Annotated in this window: 17 protein-coding genes; 1 reads left to right on the top strand and 16 read right to left on the bottom strand. The window is 66.8% G+C overall.

Going from position 1 to position 18,655, the window contains the following annotated elements:
• Position 1: 1 nt before the first annotated feature.
• Genes fba through QHG62_RS08460 form a run of 10 tightly spaced genes read right to left on the bottom strand, consistent with a single transcriptional unit; the run spans position 2 to position 10,292 of the window.
• The gene (gene fba / locus QHG62_RS08505) at positions 2-1,015 is read right to left on the bottom strand and encodes a class II fructose-bisphosphate aldolase (protein ID WP_281150464.1); all 1,014 of its coding nucleotides are present in this window, start codon (positions 1,013-1,015) and stop codon (positions 2-4) included.
• Between the two features lie 39 nt (positions 1,016-1,054).
• Entirely contained in the window at positions 1,055-3,088 is a 2,034-nt protein-coding gene (gene tkt, locus QHG62_RS08500; RefSeq protein WP_281150463.1) for a transketolase, read from the bottom strand.
• 52 nt (positions 3,089-3,140) lie between these two features.
• The gene (locus QHG62_RS08495; RefSeq protein WP_281150462.1) at positions 3,141-4,019 is read right to left on the bottom strand and encodes a phosphoribulokinase; all 879 of its coding nucleotides are present in this window, start codon (positions 4,017-4,019) and stop codon (positions 3,141-3,143) included.
• Between the two features lie 52 nt (positions 4,020-4,071).
• Positions 4,072-5,145, bottom strand: a complete 1,074-nt coding sequence (locus QHG62_RS08490; protein WP_281150461.1) for a class 1 fructose-bisphosphatase — start codon at positions 5,143-5,145, stop codon at positions 4,072-4,074.
• 20 nt (positions 5,146-5,165) lie between these two features.
• The gene (locus tag QHG62_RS08485) at positions 5,166-5,894 is read right to left on the bottom strand and encodes an HAD-IA family hydrolase (RefSeq protein ID WP_281150460.1); all 729 of its coding nucleotides are present in this window, start codon (positions 5,892-5,894) and stop codon (positions 5,166-5,168) included.
• Positions 5,891-6,616: a ribulose-phosphate 3-epimerase gene (gene rpe / locus QHG62_RS08480; RefSeq protein ID WP_281150459.1), complete on the bottom strand. Its 726-nt coding sequence runs from the start codon at positions 6,614-6,616 to the stop codon at positions 5,891-5,893. Before rpe ends, QHG62_RS08485 begins: the two co-directional genes overlap by 4 nt.
• Before the next feature lies 1 nt (position 6,617).
• The gene (locus tag QHG62_RS08475; RefSeq protein WP_281150458.1) at positions 6,618-7,421 is read right to left on the bottom strand and encodes an HAD-IA family hydrolase; all 804 of its coding nucleotides are present in this window, start codon (positions 7,419-7,421) and stop codon (positions 6,618-6,620) included.
• Positions 7,418-8,347 carry a CbbX protein gene (gene cbbX / locus QHG62_RS08470; RefSeq protein ID WP_281150457.1) on the bottom strand — a complete coding sequence of 310 codons (930 nt, stop codon included), beginning with the start codon at positions 8,345-8,347 and terminating at the stop codon, positions 7,418-7,420. Before cbbX ends, QHG62_RS08475 begins: the two co-directional genes overlap by 4 nt.
• Before the next feature lie 32 nt (positions 8,348-8,379).
• Complete coding sequence (locus QHG62_RS08465; protein WP_281150456.1) at positions 8,380-8,799, bottom strand: ribulose bisphosphate carboxylase small subunit; 420 nt, start codon at positions 8,797-8,799, stop codon at positions 8,380-8,382.
• A gap of 35 nt (positions 8,800-8,834) precedes the next feature.
• Complete coding sequence (locus tag QHG62_RS08460; RefSeq protein ID WP_337316023.1) at positions 8,835-10,292, bottom strand: form I ribulose bisphosphate carboxylase large subunit; 1,458 nt, start codon at positions 10,290-10,292, stop codon at positions 8,835-8,837.
• Positions 10,293-10,419: 127 nt separating this feature from the next.
• Here QHG62_RS08460 and QHG62_RS08455 point away from each other — a divergent pair, with 127 nt between their 5' ends.
• Positions 10,420-11,397, top strand: coding sequence for a LysR family transcriptional regulator (locus QHG62_RS08455; RefSeq protein ID WP_281150454.1), 978 nt, complete (start codon positions 10,420-10,422; stop codon positions 11,395-11,397).
• A gap of 19 nt (positions 11,398-11,416) precedes the next feature.
• Here QHG62_RS08455 and QHG62_RS08450 read toward each other — a convergent pair whose 3' ends face one another.
• Genes QHG62_RS08450 through QHG62_RS08425 form a run of 6 tightly spaced genes read right to left on the bottom strand, consistent with a single transcriptional unit; the run spans position 11,417 to position 18,578 of the window.
• Positions 11,417-13,732: a TonB-dependent receptor gene (locus QHG62_RS08450; RefSeq protein ID WP_281150453.1), complete on the bottom strand. Its 2,316-nt coding sequence runs from the start codon at positions 13,730-13,732 to the stop codon at positions 11,417-11,419.
• 16 nt (positions 13,733-13,748) lie between these two features.
• On the bottom strand, positions 13,749-14,747 hold the full coding sequence (locus tag QHG62_RS08445) for a tripartite tricarboxylate transporter substrate binding protein (RefSeq protein WP_281150452.1): 999 nt from the start codon (positions 14,745-14,747) through the stop codon (positions 13,749-13,751).
• The gene (locus tag QHG62_RS08440) at positions 14,744-15,631 is read right to left on the bottom strand and encodes an ABC transporter permease (RefSeq protein WP_281150451.1); all 888 of its coding nucleotides are present in this window, start codon (positions 15,629-15,631) and stop codon (positions 14,744-14,746) included. Before QHG62_RS08440 ends, QHG62_RS08445 begins: the two co-directional genes overlap by 4 nt.
• Positions 15,613-16,803 (bottom strand): branched-chain amino acid ABC transporter substrate-binding protein, encoded by a 1,191-nt coding sequence (locus QHG62_RS08435; protein WP_281150450.1) that lies wholly within the window; start codon positions 16,801-16,803, stop codon positions 15,613-15,615. The genes QHG62_RS08440 and QHG62_RS08435 overlap by 19 nt, the downstream gene beginning before the upstream one ends.
• Complete coding sequence (locus tag QHG62_RS08430; protein WP_281150449.1) at positions 16,800-17,822, bottom strand: PQQ-dependent catabolism-associated beta-propeller protein; 1,023 nt, start codon at positions 17,820-17,822, stop codon at positions 16,800-16,802. The genes QHG62_RS08435 and QHG62_RS08430 overlap by 4 nt, the downstream gene beginning before the upstream one ends.
• Before the next feature lie 42 nt (positions 17,823-17,864).
• Entirely contained in the window at positions 17,865-18,578 is a 714-nt protein-coding gene (locus tag QHG62_RS08425; RefSeq protein WP_281150448.1) for an ABC transporter ATP-binding protein, read from the bottom strand.
• Positions 18,579-18,655: the final 77 nt, after the last annotated feature.

Genomic DNA, 18,655 nt, shown 5'->3' with positions numbered 1-18,655 from the left:
GCTACAGCGCCGCCGGCTTGATCCTGCCCGCCATGCCGGCGGCACCGAAGGCCTGGAACCGGTCGATGCACAGGTCGCGCGCGGCCGCGGTCGCCTCCTTCAGGAACTTGCGCGGATCGAATTCGCTGCGGTCGCTGCCCATGGCACGGCGCATGGCGCCCGTCATGGCCAGGCGGATGTCGGTGTCGATGTTGACCTTGCGCACGCCGTGCCGAATGCCTTCCTGTATTTCTTCCACCGGCACGCCGTAGGTTTCCTTGATCTCGCCGCCGTATTCGCGGATCACGGCCAGCCATTCCTGCGGCACGGAAGAAGAGCCGTGCATCACCAGGTGCGTCTTCGGAATGCGCGCGTGAATGTCCTTGATGCGGTCGATTGCAAGAATGTCGCCCGTCGGCTTGCGGCTGAACTTGTAGGCGCCGTGCGAGGTGCCGATGGCAATGGCCAATGCATCCACCCCGGTGCGCGAGACGAAGTCGGCCGCCTGCTGGGGATCGGTCAGCAACTGGTCGTGCGAAAGCACGCCTTCGGCGCCGCTGCCGTCTTCCTCGCCCGCCATGCCCGACTCCAGCGACCCCAGGCAGCCCAGCTCGCCCTCTACCGAGACGCCGACCGCGTGCGCCATTTCGACCACGCGGCGTGTCACGCCTACGTTGTAGTCGTAGCTTGCCGGGGTCTTGGCGTCCTCCATCAGCGAGCCATCCATCATCACGCTGGTAAAGCCCGAACGGATGGCCTGCATGCACATCGAGGGGCTGGCGCCGTGGTCCTGGTGCATCACGATCGGGATCTCCGGGTACATCTCCACCGCCGCTTCGACCATCTTGCGCAGGAACGGCTCTCCCGCGTATTTGCGCGCACCGGCCGAGGCCTGCAGGATGACCGGGCTGTCGGTCTTTTTTGCGGCCTGCATGATGGCCTGGATCTGCTCCAGGTTGTTGACGTTGAACGCCGGCACGCCGTACTGGTGCTCGGCCGCGTGGTCGAGCAGCTGACGCAGCGAAATCATGGCCATGGAAAGCTCCTGTGGATGTGGGGAATCAAATGGATGAGGTCAGCGGCGGTCGTCCTGCAGGGCCTCGGCGGCCAGCAGGCGGCGCGCACGCTCGGCCACCACCTCCGCGGTCAGGCCGAACAGCTTGAACAGGTCGCCGGCCGGGGCCGATTCGCCGAAGCGGTCGAGCCCGACCACGTCGCCGTATTCGCCGACGAACTTCCACCACAGGCCGGTGCTGCCGGCCTCCACCGCCAGCCGCGGCAGGTGGCGCGGAATGACCGCATGGCGCCACGCGGCGTCCTGGCGCTCGAACACGTCCATGCACGGCACTGAGATCACGCGGGCTTCAACACCCTCCTTTGCCAGCAATGCCGCGGCGGCCAGCGCCACGCCGACCTCGGAGCCGCTTGCCAGCAAGGCCACGCATTCCGATTGCGGGCGCCGCAGCACGTAGGCGCCGCGCGCAATCGATTCGATCCGTGCGCTGTCTTCACCCGCATGCGGCAGCGCCTGGCGGGTGAGAAGCAGGCAGCTCGGCCCGTCCATGCGGCGCAGCGACTCGCGCCAGGCCACCGCGGTTTCGGTGGCATCCGCAGGCCGCCAGACATCGACATCGGGAATCAGCCGCAGGCTCGATGCATGCTCCACCGGCTGGTGCGTCGGCCCGTCTTCGCCAAGGCCGATGGAGTCGTGCGTGAAAACATAGATGACCGGCAGCTTCATCAGCGCCGACATGCGCACGCCATTGCGCGCGTAGTCGGAAAAGGTCAAGAAGGTGCCGCCGAACGGACGAAAGCCGCCGTGCAGCGCGAGCCCGTTCATGATGGCCGCCATGCCGAACTCGCGCACGCCGTAGTGCACATGGTTGCCTGTGCCTGAGCCCTTGAGCGCTCGGTGGCCTTTCCAGTCCGTGAGGTTCGATCCGGTCAGGTCGGCCGAGCCGCCGATGAGCTCCGGCATGGCGGGGCCGACCTCGTCGAGCACCTGCTGCGAGGCCTTGCGCGTGGCGACCGATGCCTTGCGCTGTTCCGCACCGGCCGCGGCCGAAGCCAATGCGTCTTCGACCTGCGCGGTGAGCGGCGCATCGGTGCGGTGGCGCCGCAGCAGCTCGCGCGCGAGCACCGGGTGCTCGTGCGCATAGGCCGCAAAGCGCTCTTGCCACGCTTGGTGCAATGCGGCGCCCTTCTCGCGCGCCGACCAGGCCTGGGCAACCGCATGCGGTACCTCGAAGGGCGCGGCGCTCCAGCCGAGCGCTTCCCGCGTCAGCGCTATTTCTGCATCGCCCAATGCTTCGCCATGCGCCTTGGCCGTGCCGGCGCGGTTCGGCGAGCCGTGGCCGATGCGCGTCTTGCAGCACACCAGCACCGGCCGGTCCGCCGCGGTGGCCGCCGCAATGGCCGCGTCGAGCGCGGCGGCATCGTGGCCGTCGACATTGCGCAGCACCGTCCAGCCGTAGGCCTCGAAGCGGCCCGGCGTGTCGTCGCTGAACCAGCCGCCGACTTCGCCATCGATCGAGATGCCGTTGTCGTCATAGAAAGCCACCAGCTTGTGGAGCCGCCATGTGCCCGCGAGCGAGCATGCCTCGTGGCTGATGCCTTCCATCAGGCATCCGTCACCCAGGAACACATAGGTGCGGTGGTCGATCACCTCATGGCCGGGCCGGTTGAATTCTTCGGCCAGCAGCTTCTCGGCCAGGGCCATGCCCACTGCGTTGCTGATGCCCTGCCCCAGCGGCCCAGTGGTGGTTTCAACGCCGGGCGTAAGCCCAAACTCCGGGTGCCCCGGCGTGCGCGAATGCAACTGCCGAAAGCGCCGAAGCTCCTCCATCGGCAGCGCATAGCCGCTCAGGTGCAGCAGCGCATACAGCAGCATCGAGCCGTGGCCGTTGGAAACCACGAAGCGGTCGCGGTTCATCCAGCGCGGGTTGGCCGGGTCGTGCCGCAGCCGGTGGCGCCACAGCGCCTCCGCGATGTCGGCCATGCCCATCGGCATGCCGGGGTGGCCCGAATTGGCGGCTTGCACGGCGTCCATGGCCAGCGCGCGAATGGCGTTGGCGCACTGCGTGCGCAAGGCAAGGTCTTCAATCGTCATGCCGAATATCCTGGTGAGAGTTTTGTGCGGTGTGCAGGCAGGGCGCGGCGCGTCAGATCGCATAGGCCTTCTTGCGGCGCTCCATCAGGCGCAGGATCATCGGCGTGAAGATCAGCTGCATGGCCAGCTCCATCTTTCCGCCCGGCACCACCAGCGTGTTGGCGCGCGACATGAACGAGTCGTGCAGCATGCTCAGCAAGTATGGAAAGTCGAAGCCGATCGGGTTGGCGAAGCGGATCACCACCAGGCTTTCGTCCGGGCTTGGAATAGTTCGCGCAATGAACGGGTCGGAGGTGTCGACTACCGGCACGCGCTGAAAGTTGATGTGCGTGCGCGTGAACTGCGGGCAGATGTAGTGCACATATTCGTTCATGCGCCTGAGAATCACATCGGTCACGGCCTCGGTCGAATAGCCGCGCGTATTCTTGTCGCGGTGGAGCTTCTGGATCCACTCGAGGTTGATCACCGGCACCACGCCGATCAGCAGGTCCACATGGCGCGCAATGTCGACCTTCTCCGTCGTCACGCCGCCGTGCAGCCCTTCGTAGAACAGCAGCTCGCTGGCGGGCAGCGTTTCCCATTCGGTGAAGGTGCCGGGCTCCTGCTTGTAGGGCGCGGCTTCCTGCGCGTCGTGCAGGTACTTGCGGCTGCGGCCGGCGCCGCATTCGCCGTAGTCGCGAAACAGCGCCTCCAGTTCCGCGAACAGGTTCGCGTCTTCGCCGAAGTGGCTGAAGTTGCGATTGCCCGCGGCCTCGGCTTCGGCCATGGCCACCTTCATTGAATTGCGGTCGTAGCGGTGAAAGCTGTCGCCTTCCACAATGGCCGCCTTGACGCTCTCGCGCCGAAAGATGTTTTCGAAGGTTCGCGTGACGGACGTGGTGCCCGCGCCGGACGAGCCGGTAATGGCAACGATGGGATGTTTGGCTGACATGGTGGCCTTGGGGAGATAAAAAAGCTGTGTGCCGCAACCGCTCTGCAACTGCTCAGGCAGCGGTCGCAAAGAGTCCGCGCTTGCCGAAGAGCGGCGCCTGGTAGGTGTCCTGCGGGTCTTCGCTGTGGTAGGCCTCCACGCGCGCCACCTCTTCCGACGAGCCGAAGACGAAACCGATGCGCTGGTGAATCGACTCCGGCTCCACCGCCATCAGCCGCCGCCGTCCGGTGCTGGCCATGCCGCCGGCCTGCTCGATCAAGAATGAAATCGGGTTGGCCTCGTACAGCAGCCGCAGGCGCCCGTCGCGGCCCGATTCCTTGCTGTCGCGCGGGTACATGAAGACGCCGCCGCGCATCAGGATGCGATGCGTCTCGGCCACCAGCGAGGCAATCCACCGCATGTTGAAGTCGATGCCGCGCGGCCCCTCTCTGCCGGCCAGGCACTCATCCACGTAGCGCTTCACCGCCGGCTCCCAGAAGCGGCTGTTCGACGCGTTGATTGCAAATTCGCTGGTCTGCCGCGGAATGCTCAGGTTCGGATGGCTCAGCACCCATTCGCCCAGCTGCGGGTCGAGCGTGAACGCATGCGTGCCGTTGCCCAGCGTGAGCACCAGCATGGTCGAAGGGCCGTAGATCGCATAACCGGCGCCCACCTGCTCCGTGCCCGGCTGCAAAAAGTCTTCGGGCTTTGCATCGGCATCGAGCGTCGGCGCGCGCAGTATCGAGAAGATGCTGCCCACCGCCACGTTCACATCGATGTTCGACGAGCCATCGAGCGGATCGAACAGCAGCAGGTACTTGCCGCGCGGGTACTGCTGCGGCGGAAGGTAGGGCTCTTCCATCTCTTCCGAGACCATGCCCGCCACGTGGCCGCCCCATTCGTTGGCGCGCAGGAACATGTCGTTGCTCAGCACGTCGAGCGTCTTCTGTTCCTCGCCCTGCACGTTCTGCGTGCGGGCGCTGCCCAGCACATCGCCCAGCGCGCCGAGCGCCACCTTGCGCGAGATTGCCTTGCAAGCCAGCGAGACGTCGGTGATGAGCGCGTTGAGCGCGCCCGTGGCACCGGGGTGGCGGCGGCGCTCCTCGATGATGTACTGGGTCAGCGTGGCCTTGCCTGCAATGGGCATGATCGTCTCCTGTTGGATTTTCAAACTCTGGTCGTTGCCGTCGTCGTCGTTTCTTCATCGCGGCGCACGGGGCGCGACTCGCGCACCGTCAACAGCAGCTGCTGCGGCGTGGCAACGCGCCAGGCTGGCGCTGCGCCGGCCGCCGCCGCGTGGCCGCCATAGCCCCACGCCACCAGCGCCGCCGGACAACCCGCCGCATGCGCCGCCAGCAGGTCGGCCGGACCGTCGCCCACCATCAGCAGCCGCGCGGGTTCCACACCCAACTGGCGCGCCGCGGCCTGCAACAGGAAAGGCGCGGGCTTGCGCTGCGCCGCGGCGTCGGCGCCGTAGACCCCCGCCATCGCCGGCAGCAGACCCGCTGCATCCAGCACGGCGCGTGCCAGCGGCGTCGGCTTGTTGGTCACCACCACCATCGGCAGCGCGCGGCGCAGCCCGGCAACCAGTTCCGCAATGCCTTCGAACACGCCGCCGAACTGCAATGGCGCCGCCAGCGTCACGGCATCGAACGCGGCGCGCAGCCGCAAGCGCAGTGCCTCGTCGCCCGGCACGCCTTGCCGGCGCAGCGCCTGCAGAATGAGCGCATCGGGCCCGTCGCCGATCCACGCGCGCACGGTGTCCAGGTCGAAGCGGGCCAGCCCTTCCTGCTGGAGCGCGGCGTTCAGCGCCTCGCGAATGTCGGGCGCACTGTCGACCAGCGTGCCGTCCAGGTCGAAGGCAATGGCGTCGATGGCGCGCAGGTCTTTCGTCATGCGGGACACCCTTCCATGGCATGCCGTCCCTGCAGCGCCTGGCTGCGGATTGCGTCGATGGCATCGCGGTAGCGGCCGCCGCTGAAGACAGCCGAGCCCGCCACCAGCGTGTCGGCACCCGCTGCGCCAATGCGCGCCGCGTTGCCGGGCTTCACGCCGCCGTCCACCTCAAGCCAGATGTCGCGCCCGCTCGCATCGATGCGTCGGCGCACCGCCTCGATCTTCGGCAGCACGCTCTCGATGAAACTCTGCCCGCCGAAACCGGGGTTGACCGACATCAGCAGCACCAGGTCGAGCTGGTCCAGCACATGGTCGAGCCCCTGCAGCGGCGTGGCGGGGTTGAGCACCAGCCCGGCCTTGCAGCCGCTGGCCGTGATGAGGCGGATCGTGCGGTCGATGTGCTCGGTGGCTTCGGGGTGAAAAGAGATGATCGAGGCGCCCGCCTCCGCGAACATGGGGATCAGCGCATCGACCGGCTTGACCATCAGGTGCACGTCGATCGGCACCGTCGCGTAGGGCTTGATGGCCTCGCACACCAGCGGCCCGATTGTCAGATTCGGTACATAGTGGTTGTCCATGACATCGAAATGGATCAGGTCGGCGCCGGCCTCGATGACCGCCGACACCTCTTCGCCCAGCCGTGCGAATTTGGCGGACAGCAGGCTGGGCGCAATGCGCATCGGCTGGCCGGATCGCGGCGGAGCGGTTTTCGGGTTCTGCATGTCAACAGTCCTCCCGGTAGAGCGCCTGCACCGCATTGAGCTGCGGCGCCGTGGAGGCCATGGCCAGCAGTTCGTCGATTCCGAGCCATGGCGCACGCTGGAGCTGGCCGCCAGGTTCACCGGGCAGCGGATCGGTGGTGTCTCCCAGCCCGGGCAGCACCAGCCCCGCGCCGCGAAAGTCGCTGCCTTCGGTCCAGAAGGTCGGCGTGACAAGAGTCCACAGGCCGGCACCCAGCGCGGAGCGCAAGCCGTTGGGCGAATCTTCGATGGCGATGGCGCGCTCGGGCGGCACGCCCAGCGTTTCGAGCGCCAGCAGGTAGATGTCGGAGGCCGGCTTCTTTGCGCGCACCTGGTCGCCGCACGCAATCACGTCGAACATCGTGAGGCCGCGCGGTCCCAGCGTGGCCTGCAGCAGCGCGTCGATATTGACTGCGGTGGTGGTGCTGGCGATGGCCAGCCGCAAGCCGGCGCTCTGCGCCTCTTCGAGAAAGCGCAGCACCCCGGGGCGCAGTGCAATGCCACCGCGGCGCGCAATGTCGGTGTAGTGCTGCGTCTTGGCGGCGTGGATCTCGGGCACGCGTTCGTGCAGGCGCTTTTTCTCGGCTGTGCCCAGCGGCAGCGAATCGATGTAGGCCTTCATGCGTTCCTTGCCGCCAGTCACGGCCAGCAGCGAGCGGTAGTCAGCCTGCTCCCAGTGCCAGCCGAGCCCCAGCTGGTCGAACGCAAGGTTGAAGGCCATGCGATGCACTTCCTCGGTGTCGGCCAGGGTGCCGTCCACGTCGAATACAAGGGCTTCGATGCTCATTTGCTTGCTCCTTCTGCCGGCGTTGAATCTGCCGGCGGGTTGAAGACGCGGCTGGCGAGGATGTCCTGCGCCTCGAGCGTGCAAAGCTGCTCGCGCGTCAAGGCGTTCTCGCTGCCGAAGAGCCGCGTGGCGTGGCGCAGCCGGATTCGGTCGAGTGCATTGCGGATCGATCGCGCATTGGCAAAGTGCGGCTGCCTGCGCCGGAGGCTCACATACCGCCCAAAGGTGGAGGCCGCGCCATCGTCGAAGCTGTAGTTCAGCCGCCCCAGCATGAGCTGCGCAATCTGCATGAGCTCGGCTTCGCTGTAGTCCGGAAAATCGATGTGGTGCGCAATGCGCGAAGCCATGCCCGGGTTGCTGCTGAAGAAGGTCTCCATGCGGTCCTTGTAGCCCGCAAGAATCACCACCAGGTCGTCGCGCTGGTTCTCCATCACCTGCAGCAGTATCTCGATCGACTCCTGCCCGTAGTCGCGCTCGTTCTCGGGCCGGTACAGGTAGTAGGCCTCGTCGATGAACAGCACCCCGCCCATCGCCTTCTTGATCACTTCCTTGGTCTTGGGCGCCGTGTGGCCGATGAACTGGCCCACCAGGTCGTCGCGCGTCACCGCCACCAGGTGGCCCTTGCGCACGTAGCCCAGCTGCTTGAGCACCTCGGCCATGCGCATGGCCACCGTGGTCTTGCCGGTGCCCGGGTTGCCGGTAAAGGACATATGCAGCGAAGGCGGCTGCGACTGCAGCCCCTGCTCCTGCCGCAGCTTGTCGATCAACAGCAGCGCCGCAATGTCGCGGATGCGGCCCTTCACCGGCGCCAGGCCGATCAGCTCGGCATCGAGATGGTCGAGCAGCGCCTTCACGCCCGAAGACTCGAAGAGCTGTTTCGGCGCCGTAGGAACGGCTGCGGCGACGGTCGTTTCGGTGGCGTCCATGCGTGCCTCTTGCGATGCGTGGCGTGGTCCGCTCAGTACCGGCTGCCTTCAGGCCGCGCCTGCGCCGCGTAGCTTTCCATGCTGTAGCGGATGGTCCGGCCCGGCTCTTCGGTGCGAATAAGGCGAAAGCCCGGTTCGTTCGAAGGCCGGTTGACAATGAACGACATCACGACCGACTCGGTGCCGTGCGTCGAGTCGAACGCCGTCACGCGGATGTACTGCTGCGGAAAAGTCTTGCGGCAGGACGCAAGCTCGAGCATGACGCCGGCCGCATCCTTGATGTCGAACATCGGGTTGCCGAACATTTCCCAAAAGGTGTTGCGCGGATGCGGGTCGTCGGTGTATTCGAGGCCGATGGCCCAGCCTTTGTCCAGGCAGTACTCGACCTGGCGGCTGATCTGCTCGTTGCTCAGGTCGGGCAGGAAGGAGAAGGTGCCTTGTGTGATTCGCATGTCGGTTGCTCCAGGAAAAAGGTGAACGGGCGGCGTCAAGCCATCGACGGCGTGGGCACGTAGTCCGACGTGTCGGTGGAGGCGTAGTTGAAGGAGATCTCGCCCCAGGTGTCGAGCGCGGCCGCCAGCGGCGTGCACCACTTGGCCGCATCGCGCAATATCTGCGGCCCCTCGTTGGCAATGTCTCGCCCTTCGTTGCGGGCCAGCACCATGGCCTCGAGCGCCACCCGATTGGCCGTGGCCCCGGCCTGGATGCCCTGCGGATGCCCGATGGTTCCGCCGCCGAACTGCAGCACCACGTCGTCGCCGAACAGGTCGAGCAGCTGGTGCATCTGGCCCGCGTGAATGCCGCCCGAAGCCACCGGCATCACCTTGCGCAGCGCGCCCCAGTCCTGGTCGAAGTAGATGCCGCGCGGCAAGTCGACCTTGGTGTGCGTGTCGCGGCACACGTTGTAGTAGCCCTGCACCGTCATCGGGTCGCCCTCGAGCTTGCCCACTGCCGTGCCTGCGTGGATGTGGTCCACGCCCGCCAGGCGCATCCACTTGGCAATCACGCGAAAGCTCACGCCGTGGTTCTTCTGGCGCGTGTAGGTGCCGTGGCCCGCGCGGTGCAGGTGCAGGATCATGTCGTTCTGCCTGCACCAGTGGCTCATCGACTGGATGGCGGTGTAGCCGACCACCAGGTCGATCATCACGATCACCGAGCCGAGCTCCTTGGCAAACTGGGCGCGGCGGTACATCTCTTCCATGGTGCCGGCGGTGACGTTCAGGTAGCTGCCCTTCACCTCGCCGGTGGCGGCGCTGGCCTTGTTCACCGCGTCCATCACAAAGAGAAAGCGGTCGCGCCAGTGCATGAACGGCTGCGAGTTGATGTTCTCGTCGTCCTTCATGAAATCGAGCCCACCGCGCAGGCCCTCATACACCACGCGGCCGTAGTTGCGGCCCGAGAGGCCGAGCTTGGGCTTGGTGGTGGCTCCCAGCAGGGGCCGGCCGAACTTGTCGAGCCGCTCGCGCTCCACCACGATGCCGGTCGGCGGGCCGGCAAAGGTCTTGACGTAGGCCACCGGAAACTTCATGTCCTCCAGCCGCGCCGCCTTCAGCGGCTTGAAGCTGAAGACGTTGCCGATGATGGAGGCCGTCACGTTGGTGATGGAGCCCTCTTCGAACAGCGAGAGGTCGTAGGCCACGTAGCAGAAATACTGGCCCGGGTTGTTGGGCACCGGCTCCACCTTGTAGGCCTTGGCGCGGTACATGTCGCAGGCGGTGAGCCGGTCGGTCCACACCACCGTCCAGGTCGCTGTGGACGATTCGCCGGCCACGGCCGCGGCGGCTTCGATGGCGTCCACGCCGTCTTGCGGAGTGATGCGGAAGAGCGCGAGGATGTCGGTGTCCTTGGGCACGTAGTCGCCGTCCCAGTAGCCCATTTGCGCGTACTTCAGCACACCGGCCGAATAGCGCTTCTTGGCGTCGGTGATCTGGATTGCTTCGTTCATGTTGCCCATGGAGTGCCTCTCGAAAAGAAGGGTTGGTGCTGTCTGGTGAAGTGAATGTAGGCCTCGTGAAAGATTAAGAAAAATTAAATCTTTTGACATTCACATTTGACAAACCTAATATCACCGAATGCCCCTTTCCAAGCACGCGAGCTTTCGCCAGCTCGCCACCTTTCACGCCGTGGCGCGGCTCGGCAGCGTTTCGCTTGCTGCAGACGAAATGCACCTGACGCAACCGGCGGTGTCGATCCAGATCGGCACGCTCGAGGAATCGGCCGGCACGCCGCTGTTGCAGCGCACAGGGCGCGGCATCCGGCTGACCGAGGCGGGCGAACTGCTGGCGGGTTATGCGGGCCGCATCCTCGACCTGTGGCGCGAGGCCGGCGACGAAATGGCCATGCTGCAGGGGGTGTTCTCGGGCACGCTGCGCGTGGGCGCCATCACCACGGCCGAATACCTGCTGCCGCCCATCCTGGTGAACTTCGCCAAGGAACACCCGAAGGTGAAGGTCAAGCTACAGGTCGGCAACCGCGACGAGATCGTGCGCATGCTCGCGGGGCAGGAGATCGACATCGCCATCATGGGCCGCCCCCCTGCCGAGCTGAAGACAAATTCCAGCGCCTTCGCCAAGCACCCGATGGCTTTTCTCGCTGCGCCGAGCCATCCGCTCATGTCGGCGGCCAAGCCCACGCTTGCCATGCTGTCAGACACGCGCATGCTGGTGCGCGAGCGCGGCTCGGGCACGCGCACCACGGTCGAACGCTTCTTCAAGGACCAGGGGCTGCCGCTGCGCATCGGCTCCGAGCTGTCGAGCAACGAGGCCATCAAGCAGATGTGCGCCGCGGGCTTCGGCATCGCCTTTCTGTCGATGCACACCTGCGTGCTCGAAATGAACGCAGGGCTGCTGGGCGTGCTGCCCGTGCCCGGCAACCCGGTGGTGCGCGACTGGTACGTGATGCACCTTGCGTCGCGGCAACTGCCGCAAGTGGCACTGGCTTTCGAGGAGTACCTGCGCGTGCATGGACAGGCGCAGATCCAGCATCAGCTGGGTTCATTGCCCGCGGCGCGTGCCCCGGCCAAGAAACGCAGCGCACGCCGCGCCGCCTGAAGCCCCCGGGTGCGCCGGCTCAAACCCCCAACTGCATGCGCAGCCCCACCCACACCGCCCGAGGCGCACCCGGCGCCACGAACTGCGAGTTGCGCCACGCGTCCGGCGACGCCACCACGCCGCTGGCGTCAAAGCCGTTGTGCCCCAACTGTCCCGCGGTGGCATAGCGGCGGTTGAACACGTTGGCCACCTTGGCAAAAAGCTCCACATTGCGCCCGAGCTTCCAACGCGTGGTGAGGTCGAGCAGCGCATAGCCGCCGATGCGGCCGCTGCCGCTGAAGTCCGCCCCGTCGGGCACGTGCAGCCCGTTCTCGTTGCCGCGCACGGTCTGCCGTGAATACACGCGGTATTGCGCGCCCAGGCTCCAGCTTGGCGTAACCCGCCAGTCGACGTTGAACTTGAGCGAGTGCGCCGGCAGGCCCGGCAGGCGGTCTCCGGGCCGCACGGCAATCTCGCCTTCGCCGGTGCAGGCGGGGTTGGTCTCGGCGCTGCTGTTCGATTCGGACACCAGGCATGCCGGCGAGTCGTACCTTGCGCGCAGATAGCTGTACGACAGCGACCAGTCGACGCGGTCGCCCTGCTGCGAAAGGCCGAGCTCGACGCCTTGGCGCAGCGTGCGCCCAAAGTTGCTGAAGTACCCGCGCGAAAGCCCGCTGCTGACGAACAGCAGGTCGTCCTTGTTGACTGTGCGGAACACCGATGCATTCCATCGCAGCCCGTCTTCAAACGTGCCGCGCAACCCTGTTTCGAAGGTCTGCGAAACCACCTGCTTGAGCGGCGGATCGGACTGCAGCGCATTGGGCAGCACACACGCGTTGGCCGGATCGGAGCAGCCCAGCTCGATAGGGCTCGGCGCGCGGCTGCCCTGGCTCCAGCCGGCATAGGCCGTGAGCCGCGGCGTGGCCTGCCATGTGAGGCCGATGGCAGGGTTGAACTTCTTGTAGCGGCCTTCGCCGTCGAGCTGGGTCGAAAGCCCGAGCCAGGCGCGGCCGTCGTCGCGGGTGGAAACGCGGGTGTCGTTGTAGCGGCCGGAAAGGCTGAGCTGCAGGTTCGGCTGCAATGTGATCAGGTCGGAGAAATAGAGGCTGGCGGTGCGGCTCTTGCCCGAGAGCAGCGCGTCGACCTCGGCCTCTTCTTGCGGCACCACGGCGCGCGTGCCGTCGAGAAAGCCTTCCGCTTCGGTCTGCAAAAAGCGCGTGCGTGCACGGTCGAACGAGGCGCCGAAGGTGAGCTGGTGAATGCCGGCCGTATAGGTCGATTGCAGTGCCACGCCCTCGCCCTGCTGCCGCGTGTAGGTGCGGTTCTCCACGCCGGACGCCTCGACGTCGGGCGGCGCAAAGCCGTCGTTCAGGTCGCCGTTGAGCGTGCTGTAGCGCGAGCGCCGCGTGTACGCGGTCATGGAAATCGTCTGCACGTCGCTCAGGCGGTAGCTGGCGTTGAGCGTGAGCATCGACATGAGGTTGTCGGTGCGGTCTGGCCGCGTGTACACCTGCTTGCGGTTCTGCGCCAGCATCGACTCCGGCAGCAGGCCGTTGCCCACCATGCGGTTGTCGCCGTGGGTAAGGCTCAGGTCCCACGAGAGCTTGCCGCTGTCTTGCCCCACCTTGGCAAACAGCTGCCGCACGCGGGAAGGCGAATAGTTGCGCCAACCGTCTTCGTTGAGGCCGCCGAATGCAAGAAAGAGGTGCCCGCCCTCGCCCAGCTTGCGGCCATGCGTGAGCTCGGTGCTCACGCGGCCGAAAGAGCCGGCCTGCAGTTCCAGCTCGGTACCCGGATGCGTGTCGCCCCGCTTGGTCTGCAGCGACAGCGCGCCGCCGAGCGTGTTCAGCCCGAACAGCGGGTTGGAGCCCGGCAGCAGCGTGATGCTCGATATGGCTGCCTTCGGAATCAGGTCCCAGTTCACCACGTCGCCGAAGGGTTCGTTCACGCGCACGCCGTCCTGGTACACCGAGAGGCCCTGCGGCGTGCCCAGCACCGGGCTCGCGGTAAAGCCGCGGTAGTTCACGTCGACCTGGTACGGATTGCCCTGGATCTCGTTCACGTTGACGCTCGGCAGCTGCGTGGCCATGAAGTCGGGCAAGTTCAGGCTTTGCGCGCGGCGCAGCTGCCGGTCGTCCGCCGTCTGCACGTTCGACGGAATCTGGTCCCTGGGCACCTCGATGCCCGGCACGGGCGTGGTGCTGACCACTTCGACGGTCGGCAGGCTGCCCGCCTGCGGCGCGGCGTCCTGCGCGTGGCCCATCATCGGGCAGGCTGCGGCGGCCACCGCGGCCAGGGCCGCCATGTCGAGGCCGACGAGGCGGCGGTTGCCTTTTTTCTTGTTCGGTCGGCTCACGGGTTCCCTCCTGTTTTCAGGTGCCGGTGCGCGTGAGGCCCAGCTTCTCCACCATGGCGCGCTCCTGCGCGAAGATCTCGCGGCACGACTGCGCATAGGCCTCCGGCCCGAGGTAGTCGACCTCCTGGTCGTACTTGGCCAGTTCGTCCTTGAAGCGCTGGTCGAACATGGCCTTCTTGAAAGCGTCGTGCAGCACGCCGATCACCGCCGGCGACATGCCGCGCGGCCCGGACAGGCCGTAGGGCGACTTCGCCACGATGTCGAACCCGAGTTCGCGCAGCACCGGCACTTGCGGCCACCGCCTGGAGCGCTCGCTTGAAAAGATGGCCAGCAGCCGCAGCGTGCCGGCGTCCACCGCCGGCCCGAACCCGGTGGAATTGACGCCCGCCATCACCTGCCCGCCCGCAATGGCGTTCAGCTGCTCGGCCGTGCCCTTGTAGGGCACATGGATGTAGCGCAGCCCCCGCGCCGTGAACAGCGCCTCCAGCACCATGTGCGGCGTGGTGCCGATGCCGTTGGTGGCAATGGTCAGCTCGCCCGGCCGCGCTCGCGCAAAGGCGAACATGTCCTCGAGCGAACGCACGGAGCTGCCCGCCGCAACCAGCATGCCGAAGGTCACGCTGGACACCTGGATGATCGGCGTCACATCGCGGATCGGGTCCCAGAGCACCTTCTGCACGTGCGGCGCCCGGAACACCGGCTGCGGCATTTGCGCGATGGTGTAGCCGTCGGGCTTGGCCTGCTGCAGCACCGGCATGGCCAGCGTGCCGCCGGCGCCGCCGCGGTTTTCGGTCAGCACCGGCTGGCCGAGCGGCACGGAGGCCAGTTCGGCAAGAATCCGCAGCGAGATGTCGGTGGCCCCGCCGGCGGGCCATGGCACCCACAGCGTGATCGGGCGGGACGGAAACGGCTCGTTCGAAGCCACCGCGCGCGGCATGGCCGATGCGCCCAGCCCTAGCGCGGCCGCATGCTGCAGCCAGCGGCGCCGGGTGACATCGCCGCCCTGTTCGCTCATGGCCCACCGCCTCCGCGCTTGGTCAGTCCGCCAAAGCCGCGCTGCGGGTCGTAGCCCCAGCAGGCAAACCCGAAGAAGACGATCAGGCAGCCCAGCACCACATAGGGCGCAAGGCCCGGGTCCTTGCCGTAGAGGGCAAAGCGAATCCACTCCACCGCATAGGTAAAGGGATTGAAGCGCGCCAGCTGGTACACCCATTCGGCACCCGACTCCTGCAGCTTCCACAGCGGATAGAGTGCGGTCGACAGGAAGTACATCGGAAAGATGACGAAGTTCATCGTGCCCGCAAAGTTCTCCAGCTGCTTGATGTGCACCGACAGCAGCAGCCCGAGCGCTCCCAGCATGAGCGCGCCGGCCGCCAGCGCCACGAGCGCATGCAGGCCGGCAAGCGACAGCAGCGGCAGTTCGGTGCCGATGAGCGCCGCCACGACAACGAACACCAGCGCCTGCAGCACCGAAAGCAGCGCCGTGGCGCACAGCTTGGAAAACAGAAGCCAGGGCCGCGGCAGCGGCGCCGTGAGCAAAAGGCGCATCAGCCCCATCTCGCGGTCGTACACCATGGCCAATGACGACTGCATGCCGTTGAACAGCAGCACCATGCCGACCAGCCCGGGCACGATGTACACGTCGTACGGAATGTAGGTGTCGTAGGGCTCGACGATCGCCACGCCGAACACATTGCGGAAACCCGCCGCAAACACGGCCAGCCACAAGAGCGGCCGTACCAGCGCCGACACCAACCGCCCGGTCTGCTGCGAAAACTTGTAGAGCTCGCGCAGCACGATGGCGCGCATGGCCTGCAGCGCGTGGACCAGGCCTCGCCTGGCGGTGGGCTCGGCATGTTCGCCGGCGGGCGTTTGCGTTTTCAGCGTGCGTTCGGACATAGCTTCTCCGGCGCATCGGCACCCAGCGTGTCGAGCACGTTGCGCGCATGCAGCACGCCTTCGGCAGGCGCCTGCGCAATCACGCCCTGCCCGTCGGTCAGCAGCATGGGCTGGCGCAATTGGCCGTCCCAGGCGCGAAAGCTCAGGGTGGTGCCCTTGGAGCCGTCGAGCGTGGTCTTGCCGATGGCCTGGGCCCAGGCCGCAACCGGCCCCTTGGGCGCCGCAATCGCGATGGCCGCCAGGGTCTTGCCGGCCATCCAGGCAGACCAGTCGTGCGCCGTCATCGGCCGCCTGGCGGCCTTGGCAAAGCGCCGCGAGACCTGCGGCGCGCCATAGCGCTCGAACTGCGCATGCCAGGCCACCGCCACCAGCCCGCCATCGCCCACCACCGGGCGCGGCAGCACCGTGCGGTAGGGCAGCGTGCGGGCAAATTCTCCGTCGCTGTCGACCACCCACACGGCGTCATAGCCGTTGCCGGCCGTCAGCAGCAGCGGGTTGGCCAGATCGCGCTCACGCGGATCGGCCGAAAGCTTGAACGGCTTGCTCGCCACCACCTGCAGGCCGTAGCGCTTGATCGATGCCTGAGCGGTGGCTGCGCGCAACGCATCCTGCGGGCTGCCGCCCACCAGCAGGAGCAGCTTGTTCCACTTGCGGGACACCAGCGTTTGCGCGAGCGCGTCGCTGCGCATGCGTTCGCTCGGCATCAGGTGAAAAAGGCGCGCGCGGCAGTCCTGCTGGCGCAGGCGGTCGGCTGCGTCGCCGAGGTTGAGCACCGGCAGCTTCACGGCGTCGGCCACGGCCAGCGTCCAATCGGCGGGCAGGTCGGTCAGCAGCACCGCTGCGCCGGCTTTCTCGGCAGCCACAGCCGCGGCGCGCGCGGCCTCGATGGACGCGGCCGGCGCGGTGGCCAGCGCCACTTCGGCACCCACCGCCTCCAGCTCGAACCGGGTTTCTTCGAGCGCCACCTCGAGCCCGTCGGACAGCGGCCCGCCCGGATGGCCGAGGTAGGCGCGCTCCACCCGCGACCGCTCCAGCCGCGGATCGTCATCGGGCGTGATCAGCGTGGCCTTGAGCACAGCCGCGCCCGCCGCCACCGGCGCCATGAGCGAAACGAGCGCCACGGCCATCAACCACGCGCCCGCAGGGCACTTTGCCTTTGCGCGCGTCCTCATTCGACGATCACGAGCCCATAGGGCACGCGCCCTACCGGAACGCTCTTCACTGCCTTGGCACCGGCCACGTCGACCACGGTGACGTCGTCGCTCAGGCCGTTGACCACATAGAGCCGGGCCTGCGCCTTGTCGAGCGTGACGTTCCAGGCCCGCTTGCCGACCAGCACCAGCGAACCGACCTTGCGGCCGGGCACGTCGACAAAGGCCACGTGGTTGGCGCGGCCAAGGCCCACGAACGCGCGCTTGCCGTCGCTCGTCATCTGGATGCCGACGGGCGTGATGTCTTCGGCGCGTGCGCCCTTCACTTCGAACTTGAGCGTGTCGATCACCTCGTTGGTGGCGGTCGAGACAATGCTGACGCTGGCGCCCAGCTCATTGGTGACCCACAGCTCTTTTCCGTCCGGCGTGATGGCCATGCGCCGCGGGCGCTTGCCCACGCGGATGTTCTTGACGACCTTGCCGCTGGCGGTGTCGATCACGTGCACCAGGCTTGCCACTTCCGAGGTCACGTACAGGGTCTTGCCGTCGGCGCTCACCTTTACGCCCTCTGGCTCCGCGCCCACCTTCACCGAGCGCAGCTTCTTGCCGCTGGCCGTGTCGATGAAGCTGGCCTCGCCCGCGTCTTCATTCGAAACATAAATCACCTTGCCGTCCGGCGAAAGGTCGAAGGCCTCGGGCTCGTCGCCCAGCGGAATGCGGCGCACCGATTTGCCGGTCGCGGGGTCGATCAGGTCGGCCTGGTTGGAGTCGGTGCACGCCACCATGATCTGCCGCTCGGGTGTCAGCTGGATGTGGCGCGCGCGCTTGCAGGTGGCAATGGTGCCCTTCACGGCCAGCGTTGCCAGGTCGATCATCGTCAGCGCGCTGTCTTTTTCGCTCGACACATAGGCGGTGCCCTGCGCCAGCGCGGCGTTGCCCCCGGCGGCCAGCAGGAGCGCAAGTGCGGCAACGACAGCGCTAGAGCGGCAGGCAGTTCGAACAGACGCGCGACGAAGCGAAGGGAAAGAAGGTTGCCGCATGCGATGTCTCCATTTTTCTTGACTCGAATTCTTTCTTTGTGTTCAGGCAGTGCGCGCGATGAAGCCCGCCTCCAGCGTGGCGCCGCCGAGCAGCTGGCCCACCTCTGCGGGCGTGCCGTCCGCCAGCAGGGAACCCTTGTGCAGCACGAGCACCCGGTCGGCCTCTTCGGCTTCTTCGACCCGGTGCGTGGCCCACAGCACGCACACGCCGCGCTCGCGCACGTCGGCGCGCAGTGCGGCCAAAAGGTCTTGCCGCGACTTCGGGTCGAGCCCCACGGTGGCTTCGTCCATCAGCAGCACGGCCGGCCGGTGCAGGCCCGCGCGCGCAAGCTCCACCTTGCGCCGGTTGCCGCCCGACAGTTCGCGCACCTTGCGGTTCAGGTCTGCGTCGATGTTCAGGCGTTCGCAGGCCGAAGCAATGCGCTCTTCGGCCAGCCGCCGCGGCAGGCCGTGCAGGTCGGCCTGGAACAGCAGGTTGCGCCGGATGCTCAGGTCCAGGTCGAGCGACATCTGCTGGAACACCACGCCGATATGCCGCAGTGCAGCAGTGGCCGAGCGGCGCAGCGAATGGCCGGCGACCTCGACCTCGCCTTCGTCGGCAGCGAACATGCCCGTCAACACCTGGAACAGCGTCGACTTGCCCGCGCCGTTGGGGCCGAGCAGTGCCACGAACTGGCCCGCAGCCAGCTGCAGCGACAACGACCGCAGCGCCGTGCGCGTGCCATAGCGCTTGGTTAAGTCGATGGTTCGCAGCATGTAGGGCGGTGTGATTTGTCGAGCTGTTCGGGCTTCAATGTTATTTGCCGTTTGCCATTCGATCCGCAAATTCTGTG

Source organism: Variovorax paradoxus, assembly GCF_029919115.1.
Lineage (GTDB): Bacteria > Pseudomonadota > Gammaproteobacteria > Burkholderiales > Burkholderiaceae_C > Variovorax > Variovorax paradoxus_O.
Note: the sequence above shows the minus strand (reverse complement) of the source record. Positions and strands in the feature narration are given on the sequence as shown.